Source organism: Streptomyces lunaelactis, assembly GCF_003054555.1.
Classification (GTDB): domain Bacteria; phylum Actinomycetota; class Actinomycetes; order Streptomycetales; family Streptomycetaceae; genus Streptomyces; species Streptomyces lunaelactis.
In genome coordinates this window covers 6,131,200-6,152,415 of record NZ_CP026304.1, presented here as the reverse complement: position 1 = coordinate 6,152,415, position 21,216 = coordinate 6,131,200, and the positions used below count along the sequence as shown (strand labels likewise).

20 protein-coding genes and 2 pseudogenes are annotated in these 21,216 nt (G+C 70.4%); 1 reads left to right on the top strand and 21 read right to left on the bottom strand.

The genetic code is table 11. The annotated features are described in order from the left end of the window. Positions 1-53 precede the first annotated feature (53 nt). The 17 genes and pseudogenes from SLUN_RS40510 to proS all read right to left on the bottom strand — a co-directional run bounded on the left by SLUN_RS40510 (position 54) and on the right by proS (position 13,806). Positions 54-1,442, bottom strand: coding sequence for a site-specific integrase (locus SLUN_RS40510; RefSeq protein ID WP_217505637.1), 1,389 nt, complete (start codon positions 1,440-1,442; stop codon positions 54-56). 121 nt (positions 1,443-1,563) lie between these two features. Next, a pseudogene (locus SLUN_RS28500) lies at positions 1,564-2,085 on the bottom strand (DNA-processing protein DprA); the annotation flags it as partial. Beyond that, positions 2,085-3,701, bottom strand: a complete 1,617-nt coding sequence (locus SLUN_RS28495) for a YifB family Mg chelatase-like AAA ATPase (protein ID WP_108152848.1) — start codon at positions 3,699-3,701, stop codon at positions 2,085-2,087. The gene SLUN_RS28495 and the pseudogene SLUN_RS28500, both read right to left, overlap by 1 nt. Continuing rightward, the gene (locus tag SLUN_RS28490; protein WP_108152847.1) at positions 3,701-4,063 is read right to left on the bottom strand and encodes a YraN family protein; all 363 of its coding nucleotides are present in this window, start codon (positions 4,061-4,063) and stop codon (positions 3,701-3,703) included. Before SLUN_RS28490 ends, SLUN_RS28495 begins: the two co-directional genes overlap by 1 nt. Before the next feature lie 84 nt (positions 4,064-4,147). After that, entirely contained in the window at positions 4,148-4,456 is a 309-nt protein-coding gene (locus SLUN_RS28485; RefSeq protein WP_003965949.1) for a DUF2469 domain-containing protein, read from the bottom strand. A gap of 55 nt (positions 4,457-4,511) precedes the next feature. Continuing rightward, positions 4,512-5,033, bottom strand: coding sequence for an NUDIX hydrolase (locus tag SLUN_RS28480; protein WP_108154979.1), 522 nt, complete (start codon positions 5,031-5,033; stop codon positions 4,512-4,514). Positions 5,034-5,082: 49 nt separating this feature from the next. Next, on the bottom strand, positions 5,083-5,853 hold the full coding sequence (gene lepB, locus SLUN_RS28475; protein WP_108152846.1) for a signal peptidase I: 771 nt from the start codon (positions 5,851-5,853) through the stop codon (positions 5,083-5,085). A gap of 82 nt (positions 5,854-5,935) precedes the next feature. Then, positions 5,936-6,817, bottom strand: coding sequence for a signal peptidase I (gene lepB, locus SLUN_RS28470; protein WP_159100338.1), 882 nt, complete (start codon positions 6,815-6,817; stop codon positions 5,936-5,938). Further along, positions 6,765-7,869: pseudogene (lepB, locus tag SLUN_RS28465) on the bottom strand (signal peptidase I). The gene lepB (SLUN_RS28470) and the pseudogene lepB (SLUN_RS28465) overlap by 53 nt, the downstream one beginning before the upstream one ends. Further along, positions 7,862-8,644 carry a signal peptidase I gene (lepB, locus tag SLUN_RS28460; RefSeq protein ID WP_108152843.1) on the bottom strand — a complete coding sequence of 261 codons (783 nt, stop codon included), beginning with the start codon at positions 8,642-8,644 and terminating at the stop codon, positions 7,862-7,864. Before lepB (SLUN_RS28460) ends, lepB (SLUN_RS28465) begins: the two are co-directional and overlap by 8 nt. A gap of 72 nt (positions 8,645-8,716) precedes the next feature. After that, positions 8,717-9,067, bottom strand: a complete 351-nt coding sequence (gene rplS / locus SLUN_RS28455; RefSeq protein ID WP_108152842.1) for a 50S ribosomal protein L19 — start codon at positions 9,065-9,067, stop codon at positions 8,717-8,719. Positions 9,068-9,198: 131 nt separating this feature from the next. Further along, the gene (gene trmD / locus SLUN_RS28450; RefSeq protein WP_108152841.1) at positions 9,199-10,020 is read right to left on the bottom strand and encodes a tRNA (guanosine(37)-N1)-methyltransferase TrmD; all 822 of its coding nucleotides are present in this window, start codon (positions 10,018-10,020) and stop codon (positions 9,199-9,201) included. After that, positions 10,020-10,589 carry a ribosome maturation factor RimM gene (gene rimM, locus SLUN_RS28445; protein ID WP_108152840.1) on the bottom strand — a complete coding sequence of 190 codons (570 nt, stop codon included), beginning with the start codon at positions 10,587-10,589 and terminating at the stop codon, positions 10,020-10,022. The genes trmD and rimM overlap by 1 nt, the downstream gene beginning before the upstream one ends. 80 nt (positions 10,590-10,669) lie before the next feature. After that, a complete protein-coding gene (locus SLUN_RS28440; protein WP_033266910.1) occupies positions 10,670-10,909 on the bottom strand; it encodes an RNA-binding protein in 240 nt (79 codons plus the stop codon). 2 nt (positions 10,910-10,911) lie between these two features. After that, entirely contained in the window at positions 10,912-11,355 is a 444-nt protein-coding gene (gene rpsP, locus SLUN_RS28435; protein WP_108152839.1) for a 30S ribosomal protein S16, read from the bottom strand. Positions 11,356-11,575: 220 nt separating this feature from the next. After that, complete coding sequence (locus tag SLUN_RS28430) at positions 11,576-12,205, bottom strand: hypothetical protein (RefSeq protein WP_108152838.1); 630 nt, start codon at positions 12,203-12,205, stop codon at positions 11,576-11,578. Positions 12,206-12,393: 188 nt separating this feature from the next. After that, positions 12,394-13,806, bottom strand: a complete 1,413-nt coding sequence (gene proS / locus SLUN_RS28425) for a proline--tRNA ligase (protein ID WP_108152837.1) — start codon at positions 13,804-13,806, stop codon at positions 12,394-12,396. Between the two features lie 207 nt (positions 13,807-14,013). On the opposite strand from proS, the gene SLUN_RS28420 reads away from it, so the two are divergent. Next, positions 14,014-15,000, top strand: a complete 987-nt coding sequence (locus SLUN_RS28420) for an SAM-dependent methyltransferase (protein WP_108152836.1) — start codon at positions 14,014-14,016, stop codon at positions 14,998-15,000. Between the two features lie 303 nt (positions 15,001-15,303). On the opposite strand, the gene ffh is transcribed toward SLUN_RS28420, so the two are convergent. The 4 genes from ffh to SLUN_RS28400 all read right to left on the bottom strand — a co-directional run bounded on the left by ffh (position 15,304) and on the right by SLUN_RS28400 (position 21,148). After that, entirely contained in the window at positions 15,304-16,854 is a 1,551-nt protein-coding gene (gene ffh / locus SLUN_RS28415; RefSeq protein ID WP_108152835.1) for a signal recognition particle protein, read from the bottom strand. A gap of 120 nt (positions 16,855-16,974) precedes the next feature. Continuing rightward, entirely contained in the window at positions 16,975-19,428 is a 2,454-nt protein-coding gene (locus SLUN_RS28410; protein WP_108152834.1) for a [protein-PII] uridylyltransferase, read from the bottom strand. Between the two features lie 26 nt (positions 19,429-19,454). Then, on the bottom strand, positions 19,455-19,793 hold the full coding sequence (locus SLUN_RS28405) for a P-II family nitrogen regulator (protein WP_030351756.1): 339 nt from the start codon (positions 19,791-19,793) through the stop codon (positions 19,455-19,457). Next, positions 19,790-21,148: an ammonium transporter gene (locus SLUN_RS28400; RefSeq protein ID WP_108152833.1), complete on the bottom strand. Its 1,359-nt coding sequence runs from the start codon at positions 21,146-21,148 to the stop codon at positions 19,790-19,792. The genes SLUN_RS28405 and SLUN_RS28400 overlap by 4 nt, the downstream gene beginning before the upstream one ends. Between the last annotated feature and the right edge of the window lie 68 nt (positions 21,149-21,216).

Below are 21,216 nucleotides of genomic sequence, written 5' to 3'. Positions count from 1 at the left end.
CAGTCCATGCCGGGTCCTGGTCCCGGTCGGCAGGGCAGCCCGCCGTCCCCGGCTCACCGGGCCACCGCCAGCGGATCGGTGCGGACCCACGGATGCTCGGCGAACACGTCGGCCATGAACGACGTGACCGGGAAGCCGTCGGCGTGGGCCAGCAGCGCTTCCACCTCCAGCGTCTGGAAGGGCTCGAGGTAGACGGTTTTTGTCGTCTCGACGCTGCGGTGCCCGAGCATCGTCTGGACCAGGTGCCAGGTGTTGCCGACCTCCTCGCGGAAGTCGCGCTGTTCGTCGTCCGTCAGGTGCCCCAGGCGTGCGTACTTGATCAGCTTGCCGACCGCGTACCACCTCAGCGCGAAGCTGTGCCGCAGCATGTGGGCGGTGCAGCTGAAGTTCTCCAGTCCGAGCGATTCGATCCGCTCGTTCGCGACGTCGAAGGTGTGCTCCCAACCGCCGATGTCGCGCGGCAGGCCGTCCTCGTTCAACCAGAGGGCCACCGGCTCCAGGCCCTGGGAGGTCCGGCGGAACAGAAGCATCCGGGTCTGCGGCCCGACGTCGTTCCACTTCTCCTTCTGGGAACCGCCGTCGGCCGAGGACATGGTCACCGAATGCGTGCCGTGGGTGGCCAGCACGATGCGCCGGTTGGCGATCCGCTCGTAGCGGCCTGCAGCCTGAGCCCGCCGGACCGCGGCCGCCCTGGCGACTTCGACATAACCCAGCACCCCGCGCAGGGCTGATCTCGGCATCCAGTACTTGTGTCCGTAGCCGCCCTTCGCGCAGGCATCGGCGAGCTCGCAGGTGAAGAAGCCCCGCCGACGGTCGTAGGCGGGTAGCTCGGGCAGCACCACGCTGGCCCACTCCGAGACCCGCAGGCCGTTACCGTAGAGACCGTCGCAGAACGCCCGGTCCCGCTGGTCGTTGCGGCCCTTCCACCACGGATCCGGCCGGCCGTGGAGATCGAAGCCCCGGATTCCCAGGTCAACCCATCGGGCGTATCCGCCGGGGTCGAGCCACTTGACGTCCGCGTGACGGACGATGCGCGGCGCATCCATGTCCGCGAACGGGTCAACGATTCCGAAGCGCGCGGCCAATTTGTAGAACTTCTTCAGCCCTGCGAGATCCCGGGCGAAGGTCCCTGTCTCCACCGCGTCTTCGTTCGCAGGATCCGTGACACGCCAGAACAGGAACTCGGACGCCACCTCGTCGTCGGCGTCCCACCAGTTCACACCGATCGTGAGCAGGTAGTTCAGCCACACCATCAGCGAGTACGAGTAATCGCGCTGCGTGCGCCAGGCCAGTCGCCGCCACTTCGACGAGCCCAGGCACGAGTTCACCCGCAGATCGGACCGTCCGTAGGGACCGATCACGAAGCGCTGCCCGTCGCGTACGTCCGGGTTCCCCGTCCGAGCAGCACAACCCGGCAGGACCTCCTCGAGTAGCTCGGCCACGGCATCCGCCGAACGGCGCGGAACGTACCTATGGAGCTGCCAGCACCGGGCGCTCGACTCGATCTCGATCACAGGGGTGACAACGAGCCTCAGCAACAACGGTCACTGGATACAGAACGCCGGCGGCGCCCGACACCACGACCCAGCCGCGCTCCGCGAGCCCGGAGCCGAGACTGGCCGCCATATGCGCCCCGTACGGCGTGCAGGCCCTCGCTCCGACCACCGCGACGGATCGCAGCGCCCATTTCCGCAGGTCGGCCTGCCCCCGCACCCAGAGCCCAATGGGTCTGCCGTCACCGAGATCGTCGAGCTGGGTGGGCCACTCCTGCTCGCCGGGACAGATGAAGCGGCCTCCGACCGCGGCGACCGCCGCCAGATCCCGGTCCGGGTCGGCCGCAGCCGCCCGCATCCGGTAACCCGCGAGTCGGCGCGCCGTGGCGCCGGGCAGCGCCGGCTCCTCGTACTCCGGCGAGGCGAGTCGCGCCAAGAGCTCCCTGGCCCCGAACTCGCGCAGCCACCGCCCGCCGCACTCGTCCCCCGGCTCGATCACCCGCGTCAACGCGGCCCGCGCAACCCGCTCCTCGTCCCCCGCACCTGACTCCACTCCGGGCCCTGGTCCCGCCCCTGATCCCGCTCCCGGCATCACCGCCCTCCTCCGCCGAGCGTCACGGGCACACCCCGCGAGATCCCCGTACGCAGCTGAAGGGCCAGGTCGACGTCGTGCGCCTGCGGCCTGTCCCGCCCGGCGAGGTCCGCGACCGTCCACGCCACCCGCAGCACCCGGTCCAGGCCACGGGCGGTGAGCAGACCACGCTCCATGTCCCGCTCGGCGGCGGACAGCGCCCCGGGCGCCACGAGCCAGCGCGTACGCAGCTCATGGCCGGGCACTTCGCTGTTGACCCTCCAGGGGGTGCCCTCCAGCCGGGCCGCGGCACGCTCCCTGGCTTCCCGGACCCGTGCCGCCACGGCTGCCGTCGACTCGCCGCGTCCGCCCCGCCCCAGCAGGTCGCTGCGGTCCACCGGCTCCACCCCGACCCGCAGATCGACCCGGTCGAGCAGCGGTCCCGACAGCCGCGCCTGATAGCGGCGGACCGCCGACGGCGGGCACTCGCACCCCGCCCCGTGAAGGGTGTGCCGTCCGCAGGGACAGGGGTTGGCCGCGAGGACCATCAGAAAGCGGGCGGGCAGCCTCACCACACCCGCGCTCCGGGCCACCACCACATGCCCGGATTCGAGCGGCTGCCGCAGAGCGTCCAGCGCCTTGCCCGAGAATTCGGGGGTCTCGTCCAGGAACAGCACGCCTCGGTGCGCCAGGGACACCGCCCCCGGCCTCGGCAGCCCGGTTCCGCCGCCGACGAGCGACTGCATAGTCGCCGAGTGGTGCGGCGCGCAGTACGGCGGCGTACGCACCAGGGGTTCGCCCGGCGGCAGGATGCCCGCCACCGAGTGGACGGCTGTGACCTCAAGGGACTCCCGCCTGGTCAGTGGTGGCAGCACCCCTGACAGCCGCTCCGCCAGCATCGTCTTGCCCGCGCCGGGCGGACCGTGCAGCAGCAGATGGTGGCCGCCCGCCGCCGCGACCTCCAGCGCCTTGCGCGCCGCGCGCTGCCCGGCGACGTCGGCCAGGTCGGGCCCTTCCACCGGCGTCATCGCCAGCCCGGTACCCACCCCCGCGCCGGGCACCATCAGCCCGGCCAGCATGGGGTCCGGGCTGCCCTCCGGGACGGCCTCCTCCTCGGGCACCGGTTCATCTGTCAGTACGGCGATGAGCTGCCGCAGGCTGCGGACGCCGAGCACCGAAACACCCGGCACCAACGAGGCCTCCCCCGCGGTCTGTTCGGGGACGACCACCTGCCGGTAGCCCGCCTCGGCGGCCGCGAGGACGGCCGGCAGCACCCCGCGCACCGGCCGCACCCGGCCGTCCAGGCCGAGCTCCCCGATCAGCACCAGATCGGCGATGGCCTTGGGGTCGATGCGCTCGGCCGCGCCGAGCACCGCCATGGCCACAGCGAGATCGAAACCGCTGCCGCCCTTGGGCACGGACGCCGGGCTGAGCCCCACCGTGAGCTTCTTCTGCGGCCACTCCGCCCCGGAGTTCACCACCGCCGCCCTGACCCGGTCCCGGCTCTCCACCAGGCTCTTGTCCGGCAGCCCCACCAGCGTGAACGCGGCCACACCCGGCTCCAGGTCGGCCTGGACCTCGACCACCACGCCCTCGACGCCCACCAGCGCCACCGAACACGCACGGGCGAACCCCATCAGGCCACCCCCCGCGCATGCTCGACGAGCGGTGCGCCCCGCCTGGGCAGCACCACCCCCACGAGGTCGATGCGCACCCCGCCCGGCGGCGAACCGCCGTGCCGGTCGAGCCAGCACTCGGCGAGCCGTCTCAGCCGGTCCGCCTTCGTGGGCGTGACCGCGGCCATCGGATGCTCGAACAGGCCCGCCCTGCGGGTCTTGACCTCGCAGACGACCACCACGTCGCCGTCCCGGGCCACGATGTCGATCTCACCGGCCCGCCCGCAGCGCCAGTTCCGCGCCAGCAGCGTCATACCGGCCTCGGCCAGCAGCCGTGCCGCCAGATCCTCGCCGTACCGCCCCAGTGCCCCCGTTGCGTTCATATCGGCACCACCTCCGGCACCGACTGTGACGCCTCCGCCCCCCACTAGTGGATCTTGGTGGACAGCTCACCGATTGTGGATAACTCAGCCACCCGGAAGCTCGAGATCGCTCTTGTTGAGCTCCTCGATATTCACGTCCTTGAACGTGAGCACCCGCACCTGCTTGACGAATCTGGCCGGTCGGTACATGTCCCAGACCCAGGCGTCCGCCATCGAGACTTCGAAGAAGACCTCGCCCTGTACCGAGTGCACCTGCATCTCGTAGTCATTGGTGAGGTAGAAACGGCGCTCGGTCTCGATCACATATTTGAACAGCCCGACGACATCTCGGTACTCCCGGTAGAGCTTCAGCTCCATCTCGGTCTCGTACTTCTCGAGGTCCTCGGCGCTCATGGCATGTTCCCCTTCAGCCTTACGTCCCCCTATTGTGCGCCGGTCCGCTGCGCCCCTAGACGATTTCGGGGGCCAGGACCACCGGCGCGCCCGGAGGACCCTCGTCGAGCAGCGTACGCAGCAGCGCGGCGAGCCTGGTCGGATACACCGTCTCACGCGCCGCCGACAGTTCGGCGGACGTCCACCACCTCAGCCCCGCGACGCTGCGCTGCTCAAGCTCCGTCAGCCCGCACGGGGCGGTCGCCGTCTGCGAGGTACGTGCCAGGAAGTACCACTCGTCCTGGTCCCAGCGGCGGCCGTCGAACGGGAACGAACACGTCCGCCGCCACAGCACCGGCCCCAGCTCCACCTCTGTGATCCCGGTCTCCTCGGCCAGCTCGCGCAGCGCGGCCTCTTCCCGGGTCTCGTCGCCCTCCAGGCCGCCGCCCGGCGTGAACCACCAGCGGTCGGCCGGGTCCTCGGGCTCGTACCCGTGCATCAGCAGAATGCGGTCCTGCGGGTCGAGCAGGACGACCCGGGCGACCTTCCGCAGCTCGCCGAGCGCCCGCTCCCCAGCCGCCACCGACTCGGCCGCCACCGAGTCACCCGGCACCGACTCACCGGGCGCCGACTCACCCGGCACCGGCTCAGCCGACACCCGCGGTCGCCTTCCCGCGGCTGCCGCCTCCGCTGCCCGAGGCCCCGCGACGCGGCCTGGAAAGTCGCCGCGCGATCGGACCGTACGCGGCTCCGCCCAGGATCAGCACAGCCCCGATCACGATCGAACCGACCACCAGCTTCACCGGCCCCAGCTGTGACACCCCGCCCGGCAGCGCCTCGAATCCCTGCGGCCGGTCCAGCAGACCGCCGTCCAGCGGCCAGGCCACGGCGTCCAGCCGGGCCGTCACCGCCGATCGCGGCACCGACCCGTGCCCCGGGTCCTGGAGGTGGCTGCGGGAGTCCAGCGAGCCCATGCGCTCGTCACCCAGGAGGAACAGCTGCCCCGTGGGCACCGTCGCCGTGAAGGTGTTCGACGCGGGCCCCTCGGTACGCAGATACGGTTCCTCGATGGCCTTGCCGTTGACGGTGAGCTTGCCGCCGTCGCCGCAGCAGGCGATCGCGTCGCCGCCCACGCCGACGACGCGCTTCACCATCGGCATATCGCCCCACTGCTTGTCACGGAAGACCACGATGTCCCCGCGCCGTACCTTTTCGCCGTCGATCCGCTGCGCCAGCACCCGGTCCCCCGCCGCGATGGACGGTGACATCGAGTCGGTCGGCACGGTGTACGGCTGGTACACCACGGCTCCCCAGATGAAGCCTCCGAGGAAGAGCACACAGCCGACGGCCACGGCCAGACCCGACAGTGCATTGCCGAGCCGGCCGTGGCCGTCTTCCGTACGTCCTGTTCCGCTCATCCCAGCGCTCCCCACTTCGGAGATTCGGTCCCCGAGAGTCGTCACGTTCGATCCTCTGGGATCGGCGATCTGGGACGGCACCCTACCCGGCGGTACGCCCGCCGGTCAGCCTCCTCCTGCGCCAGAGCACGATCGGCAGGGCACCCGCGAGGCCCATCGCCGCGGGCGCGGCCGGGAGGGCGGCGGCAGCGGCGTTGATCCCGGCCTGGTCGAAGGTGTCGGGCACCGGCAGGGTGGCCCAGCGGTTGATCGGCCAGGCGACCACGACAGCGCGTCCGACAACCTTGTCGACCGGGACGAAGCCGCCGTTCACATCTTCCATGTGGTAGCGGGAGTCCTGGGAGTTCTGACGGTGGTCGCCCATCACCCAGATCCGGTCCTTGGGCACCTTGAACGGACCGAAGGGCTGGTCGTCGCAGGGGGTGTCACCGGGGTAGATGTACGGCTCGACGAGCGCCTTGCCGTTGACCTTGACCGGGCCGCCCTTCTTGCACTCCACCGTGTCGCCGGCGATCGCGATCGTGCGCTTGATCAGGTCCTTCTCCTCGGCGGACGGCATCAGGCCGATGAAGCTGAGGAACTTCTGCACGGCGTTCGGGTCGGGGGTGGGCTCACCGTCCAGCCAGCCGCCCGGGTCGTGGAAGACCACGACCTCGCCCCGCTCGGGCTCCGAGCCGAACCACGGGGTGAGCTTGTCGACCAGCACCCGGTCGCCCCGCTGCAGGGTGTTCTGCATCGAGTCCGAGGGGATCGAGAACGCCTGCACCAGGAAGGTCTTGATCAGGAGCGCGAGAAGCAGCGCGATACCGATCAGGAGCGGCAGTTCCTTCCAGAAGGATCGCTGCTTCTTCTGTCCCGTACCACTGCCCTCGGAGGACCCGCCCTCAGCTCCCCAGGAACCATCGGAGCCATCACTGCCCGGCGTCCCCGCCGGCCCGGGCACACCGGCCGATTCGTCCGTCAAGGCCGCGGGTGACTCGACGGGCTTCCCGGGCCTCTCCTCGGGCTCGTCGTGTCCGGATCGTGCGCCGAGCGCAACATCCCCCACATCCACTCCTCACTCCGTGCGAACCGCCTGCCCCGGAATCGGAGCAGGCCCACCACTCCCATAACGAGCGGGAGTTCCGCAGGGCTCGGGAGCAGGATCATTCCGTTCTGATCCTGAGAGGACACACTATTCGACCGGCCGAGCGCCGCGGTCTCCCCGGCACGCGCGTTCGGGACGGATGCGTACGTCTCCGGCTCTTCCAGCTTCCGCCAGTGGCCGATCGGCCAGGCGATGACGACCGCACGCCCCACGACCTCGTCCTCGGAAACCGTGCCGCGGTCCTTCTCGTCGAGATGGAAGCGCGAGTCGGCCGAGTTGGCCCGGTGGTCACCCATCACGAAGATCCGCCCGGCCGGCACCTTCACCTCGAACTTCAGCGTCGAGGGAACGTTCCCGGGGTTCAGATAGGGCTCGATGAGCGGTACGCCGTTGACGGTCACCCGCCCGTCCTTGTCGCAGCACTTCACGGTGTCCCCGCCGACCGCGACCACGCGCTTGATCAGGTCCTGCTCGTCGTCCGACGGCAGCAGCCCGATGAAGGTCAGACCCTGTTTCACCTGCTTGACAACGACCGGATCGTCCTTCGCGGGAGCCTTCTCCTGCTTGAGCCAGCCGCCGGGGTCCTTGAAGACGACGACATCACCGCGCTGCGGCTTCGAGCCGAACCACGGGGTGAGTTTGTCCACGAGCACGCGGTCCTGGATCCGGATCGTCTGCTCCATCGAGCCCGACGGGATCACAAACGCCTGCACCAGAAACGTCTTGAGAACCAGGGCGATCATCAGCGCCACGGTTATCAGGAGGGGTATCTCCTTCACCGCCGAACGGCGGCGCTTGCGCTTCACCTTCTGCGCCAGCCTGCGCCGCTCCGCACGGCCCGGCAGCGTCCTGGTGCCGTTCGTCGGCCGTGTCCCGGTCGGCAGCCGGGTGTCGGCCCGGTGGCTCGCGCGACGCCCACGGTTACCCATGGGCGCCGCCCGGCATTCGTCCCGGGTCCGGTACGCCGGAGAAGGTGCCGGGCCGCTCCAGCGAGGTCCAGCGGCCGATGGGCCAGCCGATCCAGTCCGCCCGCCCGATCACCTTGTCGACGGGCACCATGCCGCCGCCGGGCTCCCCGAGATGGTCACGGGAGTCACGGGAGTTGCTCCGGTGGTCCCCCATGACCCACAGGGTGCCCTGCGGGACGACGATGTCGAAGGGAACCTCGGAGGGGACGTCGTCGGGGTGCAGATATCTCTCGTCGACCGGTACGCCGTTCACCTCGACCCTGCCCCCTCTGTCGCAGCAGACCACATGGTCTCCGCCAACCCCCACCACGCGCTTGACAAAGTCGGTCTCGGCGGGCTCGGCCAGCCCCAGGGCGGCGAGCGCCCCGCGCGTCAGCGCGCTGACCGGGTTCTCCCGCACGCCCTCCTGCACGAAGGATCCCGTGCCGTCGAAGACGACCACGTCCCCGCGCTCGGGCACCGAGCTGAAACGGTACGCCAGCTTGTTCACCAGCACCCGGTCACCGACCTGCAGGGTGGGCTCCATGGAGCTGCTGGGGATCTGGAAGGGCTGCAGAACGAAGTGGCTGAACAGGAGCACGACGACCGTGCAGATGACGCCGAGCAGCCCCGCCGTACGCCAGGACAGCCCTCGTGAGGGGCGTGACGAACGCGCGAAGCGCGACCCCTCTCCCTCTTCCCCGGTCTCGGGGGCGGAAGAGCGGTCGCGCTCCGTGTGCTTCGCTTCGGTGTCCATCGGGCCCAGAGCCTATCCGGCGGGCCTGTGACTGTCCTTAATCCAAAGCCGCGTACGACTGTGAGCCGAAGCTCAGTTGTCGCGCTTCTCCTTGATCTTCGCGCGCTTGCCGCGCAGCTCGCGAAGGAAGTACAGCTTGGCGCGACGGACGTCACCGCGGGTGATGAGCTCGATCTTCTCGAAGATCGGGCTGTGCACCGGGAAGGTGCGCTCGACGCCGACGGAGAAGGAGACCTTGCGGACCGTGAAGGTCTCGCTGACGCCCGCGCCCTGGCGGCGGATGACAACGCCCTTGAACTGCTGGATACGCGAGCGGTTGCCCTCGATGACGCGAACGTGGACGTTCACGGTGTCGCCGGGGCGGAAGGCGGGGACGTCGCTGCGCAGCGAAGCCGCGTTGACGTTGTCGAGCAGGTGAGCCATGGTGGTCTGCTTCCTCGCCGATGCCACAGGTCATCAGCGGAATGATCGAGATGAGAGTCAGGGTGCTGTCCGCGTCGAGTGGGCGTCGTTCCCCCTGTGGCAGGGGCGCCGACCGGACGCACAGCAGCGGCCTATTCTTCCACGGCCTCGGGCCTGCGCCAAAATCGGCCGCCGGGCTCCGGTGACCAGCCCAGGATCGAGAGGATCTCCCGGTCCTTCTTGTCGAAGGCGGACGCCTCGCAACGCTCGATCAAATCGGGCCTGTTGAGGGCCGTACGACGCAGCGCCTCGTCCCGCCGCCAGCGCGCGATCTTGCCGTGGTGCCCGCTGATGAGCACATCCGGAATGCCGCGCCCGCGCCACTCGGGGGGCTTGGTGTAGACGGGTCCCTCCAGCAGATCGGCCATCGCGCCGGGTGCGAAGGAGTCGTCCCGGTGCGATTCGGCGTTGCCGAGGACGCCGGGCAACAGCCGGGCCACGGCCTCGGTGATCACCAGTACGGCAGCCTCGCCGCCGGCCAGCACGTAGTCCCCGATGGAGACCTCGTGGACCGGCATCCGTGTCGCGTACTCGTCGATGACCCGGCGGTCGATGCCTTCGTAGCGGGCGGGCGTGAAAATCAGCCACGGCCGCTCGGAGAGCTCGACGGCGAGCTCCTGGTTGAACGGGCGGCCGCTGGGGGTGGGGACGACCAGTACCGGGCCGTGCGCGCCCTCCTCGTAGCCGCTCGCCAGCGCGTCGTCCAGGGCGTCGCCCCAGGGCTCGGTCTTCATGACCATGCCGGGGCCACCGCCGTACGGGGTGTCATCGACGGTGTTGTGCCGGTCGTACGTCCACCGGCGCAGATCGTGCACCCGGACATCCAGCTGCCCACGCGCGCGTGCCTTGCCGACGAGCGAGACATTCAGCGGTTCCAGGTACTCGGGGAAGATCGTGACGACGTCGAGCCGCATCAGTTCTCGTCCCGGCCGGAGGCACTGTGTCCATCAGCGACTTCGTCGCGGGCAGCCTCGCTCTCGTCGATCAGCCCGGGCGGCGGGGCGATGACGGCGCGCTGCTTCTCCAGATCGATCTCGGTCACGATCTCCTCGACGAAGGGGATCATCACCTCGCGGCCGTCGGGCCGCTCCACGATGAACAGGTCCTGCGAGGGCAGATGGCTGATATCGGTGATCCGGCCGATCTCCGTACCGTCGGCGAGGACCACATCGAGGTCCATCAGCTGGTGGTCGTAGAACTCGTCCGGATCCTCCGGGTGCTCCGCCGGGTCCACCTCTGCGATCAGCAGGGTGTTGCGCAGGGCTTCGGCGGCCGTACGGTCCCGTACGCCCTCGAAACGCAGCAGCAGCCGGCCGCTGTGCACCCGGCCGATCTCGATGGTCAGTGGTCCGGCGGAAGCCGGGTCGGTCGCCAGTACGGCGCCGGGCCCGAGCCGCAGCTCCGGCTCGTCCGTACGCACCTCGACGGTGACCTCGCCCTTGATCCCGTGGGCGCGGCCGATCCGCGCGACTACCAACTGCACTTGGCACTCTCTCCTGTCAGACGACGACGGGCCGGGGACGGCCAGAAGGCCCTCCCCGGCCCGTGCCGGTGCTGCGTATGTCAGTGAACCTGGTCCACGTCGACGAGGTCGACGCGGATACCACGGCCACCGATGGCGCCCACGACGGTGCGCAGGGCGCGTGCGGTGCGGCCATTGCGGCCGATCACCTTACCGAGATCGTCGGGGTGTACCCGGACCTCGAGCACGCGACCGCGGCGCAGAGTGCGCGAGGCCACTTGCACATCGTCCGGGTTGTCGACGATGCCCTTCACGAGGTGCTCGAGAGCCTCCTCGAGCATGCTCAGGCCTCGGTCGACTCGGTGGACGGGGCCTCAGCAGCCTCGTCCGCCTTCTTGTCGGCCTTCTTCGCCTTCGGGGTGATGGCCTCACCCTTCGGCTCGCCCTCCTCGATCGCCTTCGCGAAGGCGTCGAACGCGGCGCGCTTGTCGGCCTTCGGCTCGGCGACGAGCAGCGGCGCCGGGGCCGGCAGGCCCTTGTGCTTCTGCCAGTCACCGGTGAGCTTCAGAATCGCCATGACGGGCTCGGTCGGCTGGGCGCCGACGGACAGCCAGTACAGCGCACGCTCGGAGTTGACCTCGATGCGCGAGGGGTTCTGCACCGGGTGGTACAGGCCGATCTCCTCGATGGCCCGGCCATCACGGCGGGTACGGGAGTCGGCGACGACGATGCGGTAGTGAGGCGAACGGATCTTGCCCAGACGCTTCAGCTTGATCTTGACTGCCACGGAAGTGGTGTCTCCTGGTCTTGACGTGGTTGGGCACAACGAGATGCCACGTGGGGTTGCGGTACTCGGAGTGCCCGATGGACGCGTCAGCCGGAGGCGAGAGGGTTCCTGTGCGGCTGTCGAGTACAGCTAGCCATTGTGCCACACACCTGCGGCGCACTCTCACCTGGCCGGTATCGCACCGCCCCCGTCGGCGGCGCGATCCGGCGGGTGGACGCGGTCAGCCGGCCGCGCCGACTACCTCCGGGATACGGAAGGGCTTCCCGCAGCCGCCGCAGACGATCGGCGCCTGAGCGAGGACCGAGGGGACGACGCGGACATTGCGGCCGCAGTCACAGACGGCCTTGACCCGCACCCCGCCGCCGGAGGACCCGTGGCGGGCGGCCGGTCCGCGGAAGGTGCGCTTGCTGTCGGCGGACGTGGCGACCGTGTGCGCCCTGAGGGCGCGCTGGAGTCTCTCGATCGTGGGGCGGTACCGCCGCTTCGCCTCGGGATTGAGCGCGACCAGCGAGAAGCCGCTGCTGGGATGCGGCTCATCGACATGATCCAGGCCCATCTCCTCGGCGATCGCGAGGAATCTGCGGTTGTGGTAGCGGCCGGCGCGTGAGGTGTCGCGGACACCTCTGGCGGCGGCGATGCCGTGGACTGCCTCGTGGAGCAGTCGCTCGAAGGAGAGCTCGGCGCCGCAGGCGGACGAGGACTCTCCGATCAGGGACTCGGGCGCGGCAAGATCCGGCAGCTCGGGGTGGTGCCGCTGAATATCGGCCCACGCCTGTGCCAGCTCTGCGGCGAGAACAGGTGGTGTCGTGCTCACGTCGTGATAACGAGCCGAGACGCTCGCGGGTTCCATTCCGGGGCATCCCAAATAATTTGCACGTACCCGTCAGTTGCCATTGATGCGTCGTGACGAGGACGTGTGCGTTGATCTGCGGAGAAGCTGCACAGCTCACACCAAGGTGGTACGTAGCGGCGTACGCCCCAGCGCGTGGACGAAGTCCGCACGCCGGGGCATCAGTTGCCTCGCCGGGCGCGTGCGCGTCAGTAGGCGCGGGCCACGATCGCGACAGTACCCGGGGCGTCGTCGGCGTCCGGCACCGACCCGTCCTCGGCGACCAGACACCGTACGGACACGGACTGCTCGGCGAGCCTGGCCTCGCCCTCCTGGCCCAGCGTCGCCCACGGAATACGGGCCCAGCCGCCGGCTGCCGCTGCCTCGGCGGCCTCCTCGATCGTCGCGACCTCGCTGGTCCGCGACTCGCGGCGGTCGCGCGACTCCTTCAGCAGCTGCGCCTGGTCCTCCTCGAGGACCTTGGGCAGCAGCTCGGCCAGCGCCTCGATCCGCACCGGCTCCTTGCCGCCGGGGATGCGGCGGGCCAGCATCGCGGTGCCCGCCTCCAGGTCGCGCGGGCCGACCTCGATCCGTACCGGTACGCCCTTGAGCTCCCAGTCGACCGCGCGGCGGCCGAACGGGGTGTCGGTGCGGTCGTCGACCTGGACGCGCAGGCCCGCGGCCTTCAACTGGTCGCCGATCTCACGGACCTTGGCGACCGCTTCGTCGCCCTTGATCGCCATGACCACGACCTGGACGGCCGCGAGGCGGGGCGGGACGCGCAGTCCGTTGTCGTCGCCGTGCGACATGATCAGGCCGCCGACCATCCGGGTGGAGGAGCCCCAGGAGGTCTGCCAGGCCAGCTCCTGCTTGCCGTCCTTCGACAGATACGTGGTGTTGAAGGCCTTGGAGAAGTTGGTGCCGAGCTCGTGGCTCGTACCCATCTGGAGGGCCTTGCCGTCGCCCATCATGCCTTCGAGCGTGAGGGTGTTGATGGCGCCCGCGAACCGCTCCCTGGGGGTCTTGCGGCCGAGCACCACATCGATGCCGAGCACGTTGATCATGAAGTCCGCGTACACCTCTTTGTGGATGTAGGCGGCGTAGTCGCGGGCGTCCTCGTAGGTGGCGTGGGCGGTGTGGCCCTCCTGCCAGAGGAATTCAGTCGTACGGAGGAAGACGCGCGGGCGCATCTCCCAACGGACCACGTTCGCCCACTGGTTGATCAGGAGCGGCAGATCGCGGTAGCTCTGGATCCACTTCGAGAAGTAGTCATTGATGATTGTCTCGGAGGTGGGGCGTACGACGACGGGCTCGTCGAGCTCCTTGCCGCCACCGTGAGTGACGACCGCGAGCTCGGGCGCGAAGCCCTCGACGTGCTCAGCTTCCCGTGTCAGGTAAGACTGGGGGATGAAGAGCGGAAAGTAGGCGTTCTGGGCACCCGCGTCCTTGATGCGGGCGTCCATCTCCTGCTGCATCCGCTCCCACAGGCCGTATCCGTACGGTCGGATGACCATGGTGCCGCGCACCGGACCGTTGTCCGCCAGTTCGGCCTTGTTGATCAGGTCCTGGTACCAGCGCGGGAAATCTTCCGCCTGGGGCGTGAGAACGGGTGCCTTTGCCATGGCGCAGATCGTACGGCGACACGGGTGCTGAGCGTGAATCGGCCAGCACGGCGGGGGCGCACGCACGGGGTACACAAGCATTGCCATACGACCCCTGGACGTGAGGACGCATGCGGAGTTCTCTGGCATACGGGGGGGCGCAGGCGTACGCACACGGGGGCTGTCCTTCAGGGCTCGGCTGACCTCTTGGCGATTGGGGCGCTTTCGATGACACCAACGCTCGTCCAGCACCGGACCCACGCGATGTCGGCGGCCGCGTCGACATCAGCGTCCTCGGCGGAGGCGTGTGCGCGTGCCCGGGACTGGGCCGAGATCCAGGAACGGATGCTGGTACCGCTGTACGAGGCGGTCTACGAGCGCCTGGAGGTCGGCTCCGGGACGCGTCTGCTGGGCCTCGGCTGTGGCTCGGGTCTTGCGCTGCTGATCGCGGCGTCGCGCGGGGCGAGGGTGACCGGGGCGGATTCGGACCGCGAGCGGCTGGCGCTGGCGCGGGAGCGGATGGGTTCGGCCGCGGCGGCAGCCCCGGCGACGGCTGCGGCTCCGGCTGCGGCTCCGGCTCCGGCTGCGGCTCCGGCTCCGGCTGCGGCTGCGGCTGCGGCTGCGGCTGCGGCTCAGGACATTGGGAGCGGTGGCGGCGGCCCGGGGGTCGCCGAGCTGCTGGACGCGGATGCCCTGGCCGCGGCCGATGTGGATCCCACTCGGCCGGCGTACAACCTGATCACGGCGTTTCAGCCGATCGGCTGCGTGGCGGGTGACTCCGAGGGGCTCGGTCCTGCGCTGGAGGCGGCCGTCGCGCGCTCGGACCGCGGCAGCGCGGTAGTGCTCACGGGCTGGGGCCCGCCGGAGCGCTGCGCCACGTCCGGGGTGCTGCGGCTGGCGGGCCGGCTGACCGAGCGCCTGCGCTCGGCCGGCGGCTGGCGTCCGGCGCTGCGGGACGACCTCGAGGACGTCGCGGCCCAGGCAGGCCTGAAGCCGGACGGCTCGGGGCGGGTGGCGTGCCCGTTCGGCTACGCGGACATGGAGAGCGCGGTGCGGGGGCTGCTGTCGACGGGGCTGTACGCGGCGGCGGTGCGGGCGACGGACCAGTCGCAGGTGGAGAAGGAGATCACGGAGGCGCTGCATCCGTACCGGCGGCGGGACGGGACGGTCTGGATGCCGAACGTGTTCCGGTACCTGATCGCGCGTACGCGCTGAGGCTTGGGGGCGGTGGGGTGCGGGTGCGGGTGCCGCGGGCCCTTCCTCCCGCCCTTCCACGACCGGGGCAAGCCCCGGCCCCCGGAGGCGGCAGCTTCGCGCCGCGGCGGTGCGGGCCGCTGCCCCGCCGGAGGGACAGGGCGCCCTCACGCGCTGCCACCGACGGATCCAGATGCGTCGCCAGCCGAAGGCTCGCAGCCGGAGCGGCAGGAGCCGCAGGAGCACGAGTGCCTCGGTCGCAGGAACGCGGAAGGGCCCGCGGCCGGTCCGGCCGCGGGCCCTCAGTGCACTCCAGCGCAGGCGTCAGTCCATGAACTTCTTGAACTCGTCGGGCAGCTCGAAGTCCTTGCCCGCCTCGCCGGCCGGCAGTCCGAACGCCCCGCCCTGCCCCGCCTGCTCGCGACGCGCCGCGGCCGCCTGCTCGTCGGCCTTGCGCTTCATCGGGTTGCCGCTCTTGCGCTTGCCCTTGGCCTGCTTGACCTGCTTCTTCTGACGGCCGGGGCCGCCACCCATGCCCGGCATCCCGGGCATCCCCGGCATGCCGCCGCCCTGCGCCATCTTCGACATCATCTTGCGGGCCTCGAAGAACCGCTCCACCAGGCTCTTCACCGCGCTGACCTCGACGCCGGAGCCCTTGGCGACGCGCGCCCGGCGCGAACCGTTGATGATCGTCGGGTCGTGGCGCTCGGCCGGGGTCATCGACTTGATGATCGCGGCGGTACGGTCCACGTCCCGCTCGTCGATGTTGTTGATCTGGTCCTTGATCTGCCCCATGCCGGGCAGCATCCCGAGCAGCTTGGAGATGGAGCCCATCTTCCTGACCTGCTCCATCTGCGCCAGGAAGTCGTCGAGCGTGAAGTCCTTGCCCTGGCTGCTCGCCAGCTTGGAGGCCATTTTGGCGGCCTCTTCCTGGCTGAAGGTCTGCTCGGCCTTCTCGATCAGGCTGAGCATGTCGCCCATGCCGAGGATGCGGGACGCCATGCGGTCCGGGTGGAACGTGTCGAAGTCGTCCAGCTTCTCGCCGTTCGACGCGAACATGACCTGGCGGCCTGTGACATGCGCGACGGAGAGCGCGGCACCACCGCGGGCGTCTCCGTCGAGCTTCGACAGCACGACGCCGTCGAAGCCGACGCCGTCGCGGAAGGCCTCCGCGGTGTTGACCGCGTCCTGACCGATCATCGCGTCGACGACGAAGAGGATCTCGTCGGGGCTGACGGCGTCGCGGATGTCCGCGGCCTGCTGCATCAGCTCCTGGTCGATTCCGAGGCGTCCAGCGGTGTCGACGATGACGACATCGAACTGCTTGGTCCTGGCGTGCTCGATGGAGTCCTTGGCGACCTTGACCGGGTCACCGACGCCGTTGCCCGGCTCCGGCGCGTACACCGAGACGCCCGCGCGCTCGGCGACCACGGCGAGCTGGTTGACGGCGTTGGGGCGCTGCAGGTCACACGCGACGAGCAGCGGAGAGTGCCCCTGGCCCTTGAGCCACAGACCCAGCTTTCCGGCCAGCGTCGTCTTACCGGCACCCTGCAGGCCCGCGAGCATGATCACGGTCGGCGGCTGCTTGGCGAAGCGGAGGCGCCGGGTCTCGCCACCGAGGATGCCGATGAGCTCCTCGTTGACGATCTTGATGACCTGCTGGGCGGGGTTCAGCGCCTGCGAGACCTCGGAGCCGGCCGCACGCTCCTTGACCTGCTTGATGAAGGCCCGGACGACGGGCAGCGCCACGTCCGCTTCGAGGAGCGCGATACGGATCTCGCGCGCCGTGGCGTCGATGTCCGCCTCGGACAGGCGGCCCTTGCCCCGGAGGTTCTTGAATGTCGCGGCAAGGCGGTCGGAGAGGGTGTCGAACACGGCGGTCGCGGATCCTCAGATGTCGGGGGCGGGCGGACAGTGCCCCCCAGAGTATCCGGCCGCGCGCGGTGGGGTCTGCCCCGTGGGGGGTCTCACCTCAGGCGCAGTGGGGGTCTCACCTCAGGCGCGCAGCATCGCCTCCAGCGCGCGGGCCGTCTGGGAGGCCTGCTCCGGGGGCAGCGGCGCTCCGTCGGCGCCCGTCACATAGAAGGCGTCGACGGCGTTCGCGCCCAGGGTGGAGACATGGGCGCTGCGCACCCGTAGCGCCGACTCGTCCAGCGCGCGGCCGATGCGGTGCAGCAGGCCCGGGGCGTCCTGTGCGCGGACCTCGATCACCGTCGCGAGCCGGGAGTCCGTCGGTGCGACCGTCACCCTCGGCGGCGGGGCCTTGACCCCGCGGCGGCGCGGATACGCGGCCTCCCGTTCGGCGAGCCTGGCCGGGATGTCGAGCGAACCGTCCAGGGCCCGTACGAGATCGGCGCGGAGCCTGGCGGCCTGCGGGAGCGATCCGTACTCGGCCGCCACCCGCCAGCTCAGCAGCAGTACGCCCGAGGGCTCGCCGAGTTCGCTGGGCAGCTCGATCGAGCGCAGATCCGCGGCGCGTACGGTCAGCCGGTGCAGGGCCAGCACCCCGGCCGCGGCAGGAAGCACGCCGGGCTGGTCGGGTAGCGCGATCAGCAGCTCCACACCGACGGGCTCGGGCTCGTCGCCGGCGGACGGCTCGGCCTGGGCGTGCAGCGCGAGCACCGGCTCGCCCGTACGCAGCGCCTCGATGGCGAGCCGTTCCTGTTCGGCGCTGGGAGCGGCGGGCTCCGGTTCCGCCGGGGCGTCGCCCGCGAGGACCGCCGTGACCCGTTTCACCAGGTCCGCGACGAGCGAGCCGCGCCAGGAGGACCAGGCCGCGGGTCCGGTGGCGAGCGCGTCGGCCTCGGTGAGCGCGTGCAGCAGCTCCAAGGTGCCCGCCGATCCGACGATGGCGGCGACGGAAGCGACCGTCGCCGGGTCGTCCAGATCGCGCCGGGTCGCCGTCTCGATGAGCAGCAGATGGTGGCGTACGAGCGTGGCGATGACGGCCACATCGGCCCGGTCGAAGCCGATCCGCGCGGCGACGTCCTTGGCGATGGTCTCGCCCGCCACGGAGTGGTCACCGGGCCAGCCCTTGCCGATGTCGTGCAGCAGGGCGGCGATCAGCAGCAGGTCGGGGCGGCCGACCCGGCGGGTGAGCGAGGAGGCCTTGACCGCCGCCTCGACCAGATGCCGGTCGACGGTCCAGGTGTGCACGGGGTTGCGCTGCGGCCGGCACCGTACGCGCTCCCAGTCCGGGAGCAGCCGTGTGATCAGGCCCTCGGCCTCCAGCGCCTCCCAGACGCCGACCGTCGACTCCCCCGCGCCGAGCAGGGTGACGAGCTCTTCGCGGGCCTCGGCGGGCCAGGGCACGGGCAGCGGGCGGGTGGTGGCCGCGAGCCGCCGTACCGCGTGCAGGGAGATAGGCAGGCCGGACTGGGCGGCGGCGGCCGCGGCCCGCAGCGGGAGGACGGGGTCGCGCTCGGGCTTGGCGGCGCGGGCGAGCACCACCTCGCCGTCCTGCTCGACGACGCCCTCGGCGAGCGGGCTGCGCTCGGGCTGCGGGGTGCGGCCGCCGCCCAGCATGGCCCGCAGCCGGGGCCGTACGGAGCGGGCCTTGAGCACCCGGTGCACCTCACGCCAGGTGACGTCGGTGGCGTACGAGACGGTCCGCGCCGCCTCGTACACCTGCCGCAGCAGCGCGTCGGCGTCCAACAGGCCGAGCTCGGTCGCGACTTGGTCCTGCTCCTGGAGCGCGAGGCGGTCGGTTGCCCGTCCGGTGACGAGATGGAGTGCGTCCCGGGCGTCCAGCAGGATCCTGCGCGCCTCCGCGAGTCCTTCGCGCGGCGCGTCGGCGAGCCAGGACGCGGCGACGGCGCGCAGCGCTGTGGCATCGCGCAGTCCGCCCCGTGCCTCCTTCAGATCGGGCTCCAGCAGGAACTGCAACTCGCCCTGCCGCTCGGCCCGTTCGCGGCAGAGCTCGTCCAGTTCGGGCAGCCGCTTGGGCGCCTGGTTGCGCCAGTCGGCCAGTACGGTGGTACGCAGCCCGGCCACCAGCCCCAGATCGCCCGCGACCGGACGCGCGTCGAGGAGCCCCAGCTGCACCTTGAGGTCGTCGCCCGCGACCTTGCGGGCCTCGCCCGGGGTGCGTACGGAGTGGTCGAGCGCCAGCCCCAGATCCCACACCGGGTACCAGATCCGGTCCGCGAGAGCGGCGATCGCGCCCGCGTCCGCGCCCCCGTCGTGCAGCAGGAGCAGATCGAGGTCGCTGCGTGGCGACAACTCGCCGCGCCCGTAGCCGCCGACGGCGACGAGCGCCGCGCCCCGCACCCCGGCCTCCAGCGTGGCGGTGGCGAACAGCGCGGACAGCCAGTCGTCCGTCAGCTTGGCGAGGGCAGCACGGCGCGGCGGCCCGGACCGCCCCTTCTCATTGAGAAGGCGCAGCCGGGCCGCCGCATAACCGCTGGGTCCCGAGTCTTCGGCTTCGGTGGTCGTTTCGAGGCTCGTCACCCAGCAGCTCCTGTTCTGTTGAGCGTTTACAGCGCGTCCGGGCCGCGTTCGCCGGTCCGCACCCGTACCGCCGTGTCGACCGGCACGCTCCACACCTTGCCGTCACCGATCTTGCCCGTACGGGCCGCCTTGACGACGACATCGATGAGCTGTTCGGCGTCGCCGTCCTCGACCAGTACCTCTATACGGATCTTGGGGACCAGGTCGACGGTGTACTCCGCGCCGCGGTAGACCTCGGTGTGGCCGCGCTGCCGGCCGTATCCGCTGGCCTCCGTGACCGTGAGCCCCTGGACGCCGAAGGCCTGCAGGGCCTCCTTGATCTCGTCCAGCCTGTGTGGCTTCACGACTGCGGTGATGAGCTTCATGCGTCCACCTTCTTGATCGGAGCTGCGGCTGCCACGGTGTCGCTCGGCGCGGGTACGGCCTTGCGGGAGCCTGCACCGCCGCCCGCACCGCTGAAGTCGTACGCCGTCTCGGCGTGCTCGTCCTGGTCGATACCGGAGACCTCTACATCCTCGTCCACCCGCATACCGATGGTCTTGTCGAGGAGGAAGGCGAGGACCGCCGATGCCACCAGAGAGTAGGCCAGTACCGCGAAGACACCCACGGCCTGCTTGCCGAGCTGGTCGAGACCGCCGCCGTAGAAGAGGCCCTTGACGTCGGACTGGACACCGCCGGTGGCGAAGAGGCCGACGAGCAGCGAGCCGGCGACACCGCCGACGAGGTGGACACCGACGACATCGAGGGAGTCGTCGTAGCCCAGCTTGAACTTCAGGCCGACGGCCATGGCGCAGAGCACACCTGCGATGGCGCCGACGGCGATCGCACCGAGCGGGCTGACGGCGCCGCCGGACGGAGTGATGGCGACCAGACCGGCGACCGCGCCGGAGGCGGCGCCGAGCGTGGTGAACGCACCGTGGCGGATCTTCTCGTACGCCAGCCAGGCGAGCATCGCGGCGGCGGTGGCGACCTGGGTGTTGATGAACATCACCGCGCCGACGCCGTCGTCGTTGCCCAGCCAGGAGCCGGCGTTGAAGCCGAACCAGCCGAACCACAGGAGTCCGGCGCCGAGCATCACCAGCGGCAGGCTGTGCGGCCGCATCGGGTCCCTCTTGAAGCCGACGCGCTTGCCGATGACCAGGATCACGCCGAGGGCCGCGGCTCCGGCGTTGATGTGGACGGCGGTGCCGCCCGCGAAGTCGATGACACCGAGCTCGAAGAGCCAGCCGCCCGCGCCCCACACCCAGTGCGCGACCGGGAAGTACACGACGGTGACCCACAGCGCGACGAACAGCGCCCAGGCGCTGAACTTCACGCGGTCGGCGAGCGCGCCGCTGATCAGGGCGGGGGTGATGATCGCGAACATCAGCTGGAAGACGGCGAAGACGTACACCGGGATGGTGTAGCCGTCCCACAGCTGGGTGATACCGAGGCCACTCAGTCCGACATAGTCCGAGGTCCAGCCGATGAAGCCGCCCTTGTCCGTGCCGAAGGTGGCGCTGAATCCGTACAGCACCCAAAGGATCGTGACGATCCCGAGGCTGATGAAGCTCATCATCAGCATGTTGAGCGTGCTCTTGACCCGGACCATGCCTCCGTAGAAGAAGGCCAGGCCCGGCGTCATGATCATCACGAGCGCGGAGCAGATGAGCATGAACCCGGTGTTGGCAGAAGACAGTGTCGGAGTGTCTGCTGCAAGCGTCGAGATGCCTGGAGGCATCGGCGTCTCCTCGTCGTCGGTGCGGCCGCGTGCGGGCGAAGCCTGTGCGGACAGTGGGCGGGCCGGTT

What these genes read in the sequence shown, in the direction of transcription:
- SLUN_RS28495 (WP_108152848.1), bottom strand. Translation starts at nt 3,701, where the DNA reads ATGGGGTTCGCCCGTGCGTGTTCGGTGGCGCTGGTGGGCGTCGAGGGC.
- SLUN_RS28490 (WP_108152847.1), bottom strand. Translation starts at nt 4,063, where the DNA reads ATGAACGCAACGGGGGCACTGGGGCGGTACGGCGAGGATCTGGCGGCA.
- SLUN_RS28485 (WP_003965949.1), bottom strand. Translation starts at nt 4,456, where the DNA reads ATGAGCGCCGAGGACCTCGAGAAGTACGAGACCGAGATGGAGCTGAAG.
- lepB (WP_108152846.1), bottom strand. Translation starts at nt 5,853, where the DNA reads ATGAGCGGAACAGGACGTACGGAAGACGGCCACGGCCGGCTCGGCAAT.
- lepB (WP_108152843.1), bottom strand. Translation starts at nt 8,644, where the DNA reads ATGGACACCGAAGCGAAGCACACGGAGCGCGACCGCTCTTCCGCCCCC.
- rplS (WP_108152842.1), bottom strand. Translation starts at nt 9,067, where the DNA reads ATGGCTCACCTGCTCGACAACGTCAACGCGGCTTCGCTGCGCAGCGAC.
- trmD (WP_108152841.1), bottom strand. Translation starts at nt 10,020, where the DNA reads ATGCGGCTCGACGTCGTCACGATCTTCCCCGAGTACCTGGAACCGCTG.
- SLUN_RS28440 (WP_033266910.1), bottom strand. Translation starts at nt 10,909, where the DNA reads ATGCTCGAGGAGGCTCTCGAGCACCTCGTGAAGGGCATCGTCGACAAC.
- SLUN_RS28430 (WP_108152838.1), bottom strand. Translation starts at nt 12,205, where the DNA reads ATGGAACCCGCGAGCGTCTCGGCTCGTTATCACGACGTGAGCACGACA.
- proS (WP_108152837.1), bottom strand. Translation starts at nt 13,806, where the DNA reads ATGGCAAAGGCACCCGTTCTCACGCCCCAGGCGGAAGATTTCCCGCGC.
- SLUN_RS28420 (WP_108152836.1), top strand. Translation starts at nt 14,014, where the DNA reads ATGACACCAACGCTCGTCCAGCACCGGACCCACGCGATGTCGGCGGCC.
- SLUN_RS28405 (WP_030351756.1), bottom strand. Translation starts at nt 19,793, where the DNA reads ATGAAGCTCATCACCGCAGTCGTGAAGCCACACAGGCTGGACGAGATC.
- SLUN_RS28400 (WP_108152833.1), bottom strand. Translation starts at nt 21,148, where the DNA reads ATGCCTCCAGGCATCTCGACGCTTGCAGCAGACACTCCGACACTGTCT.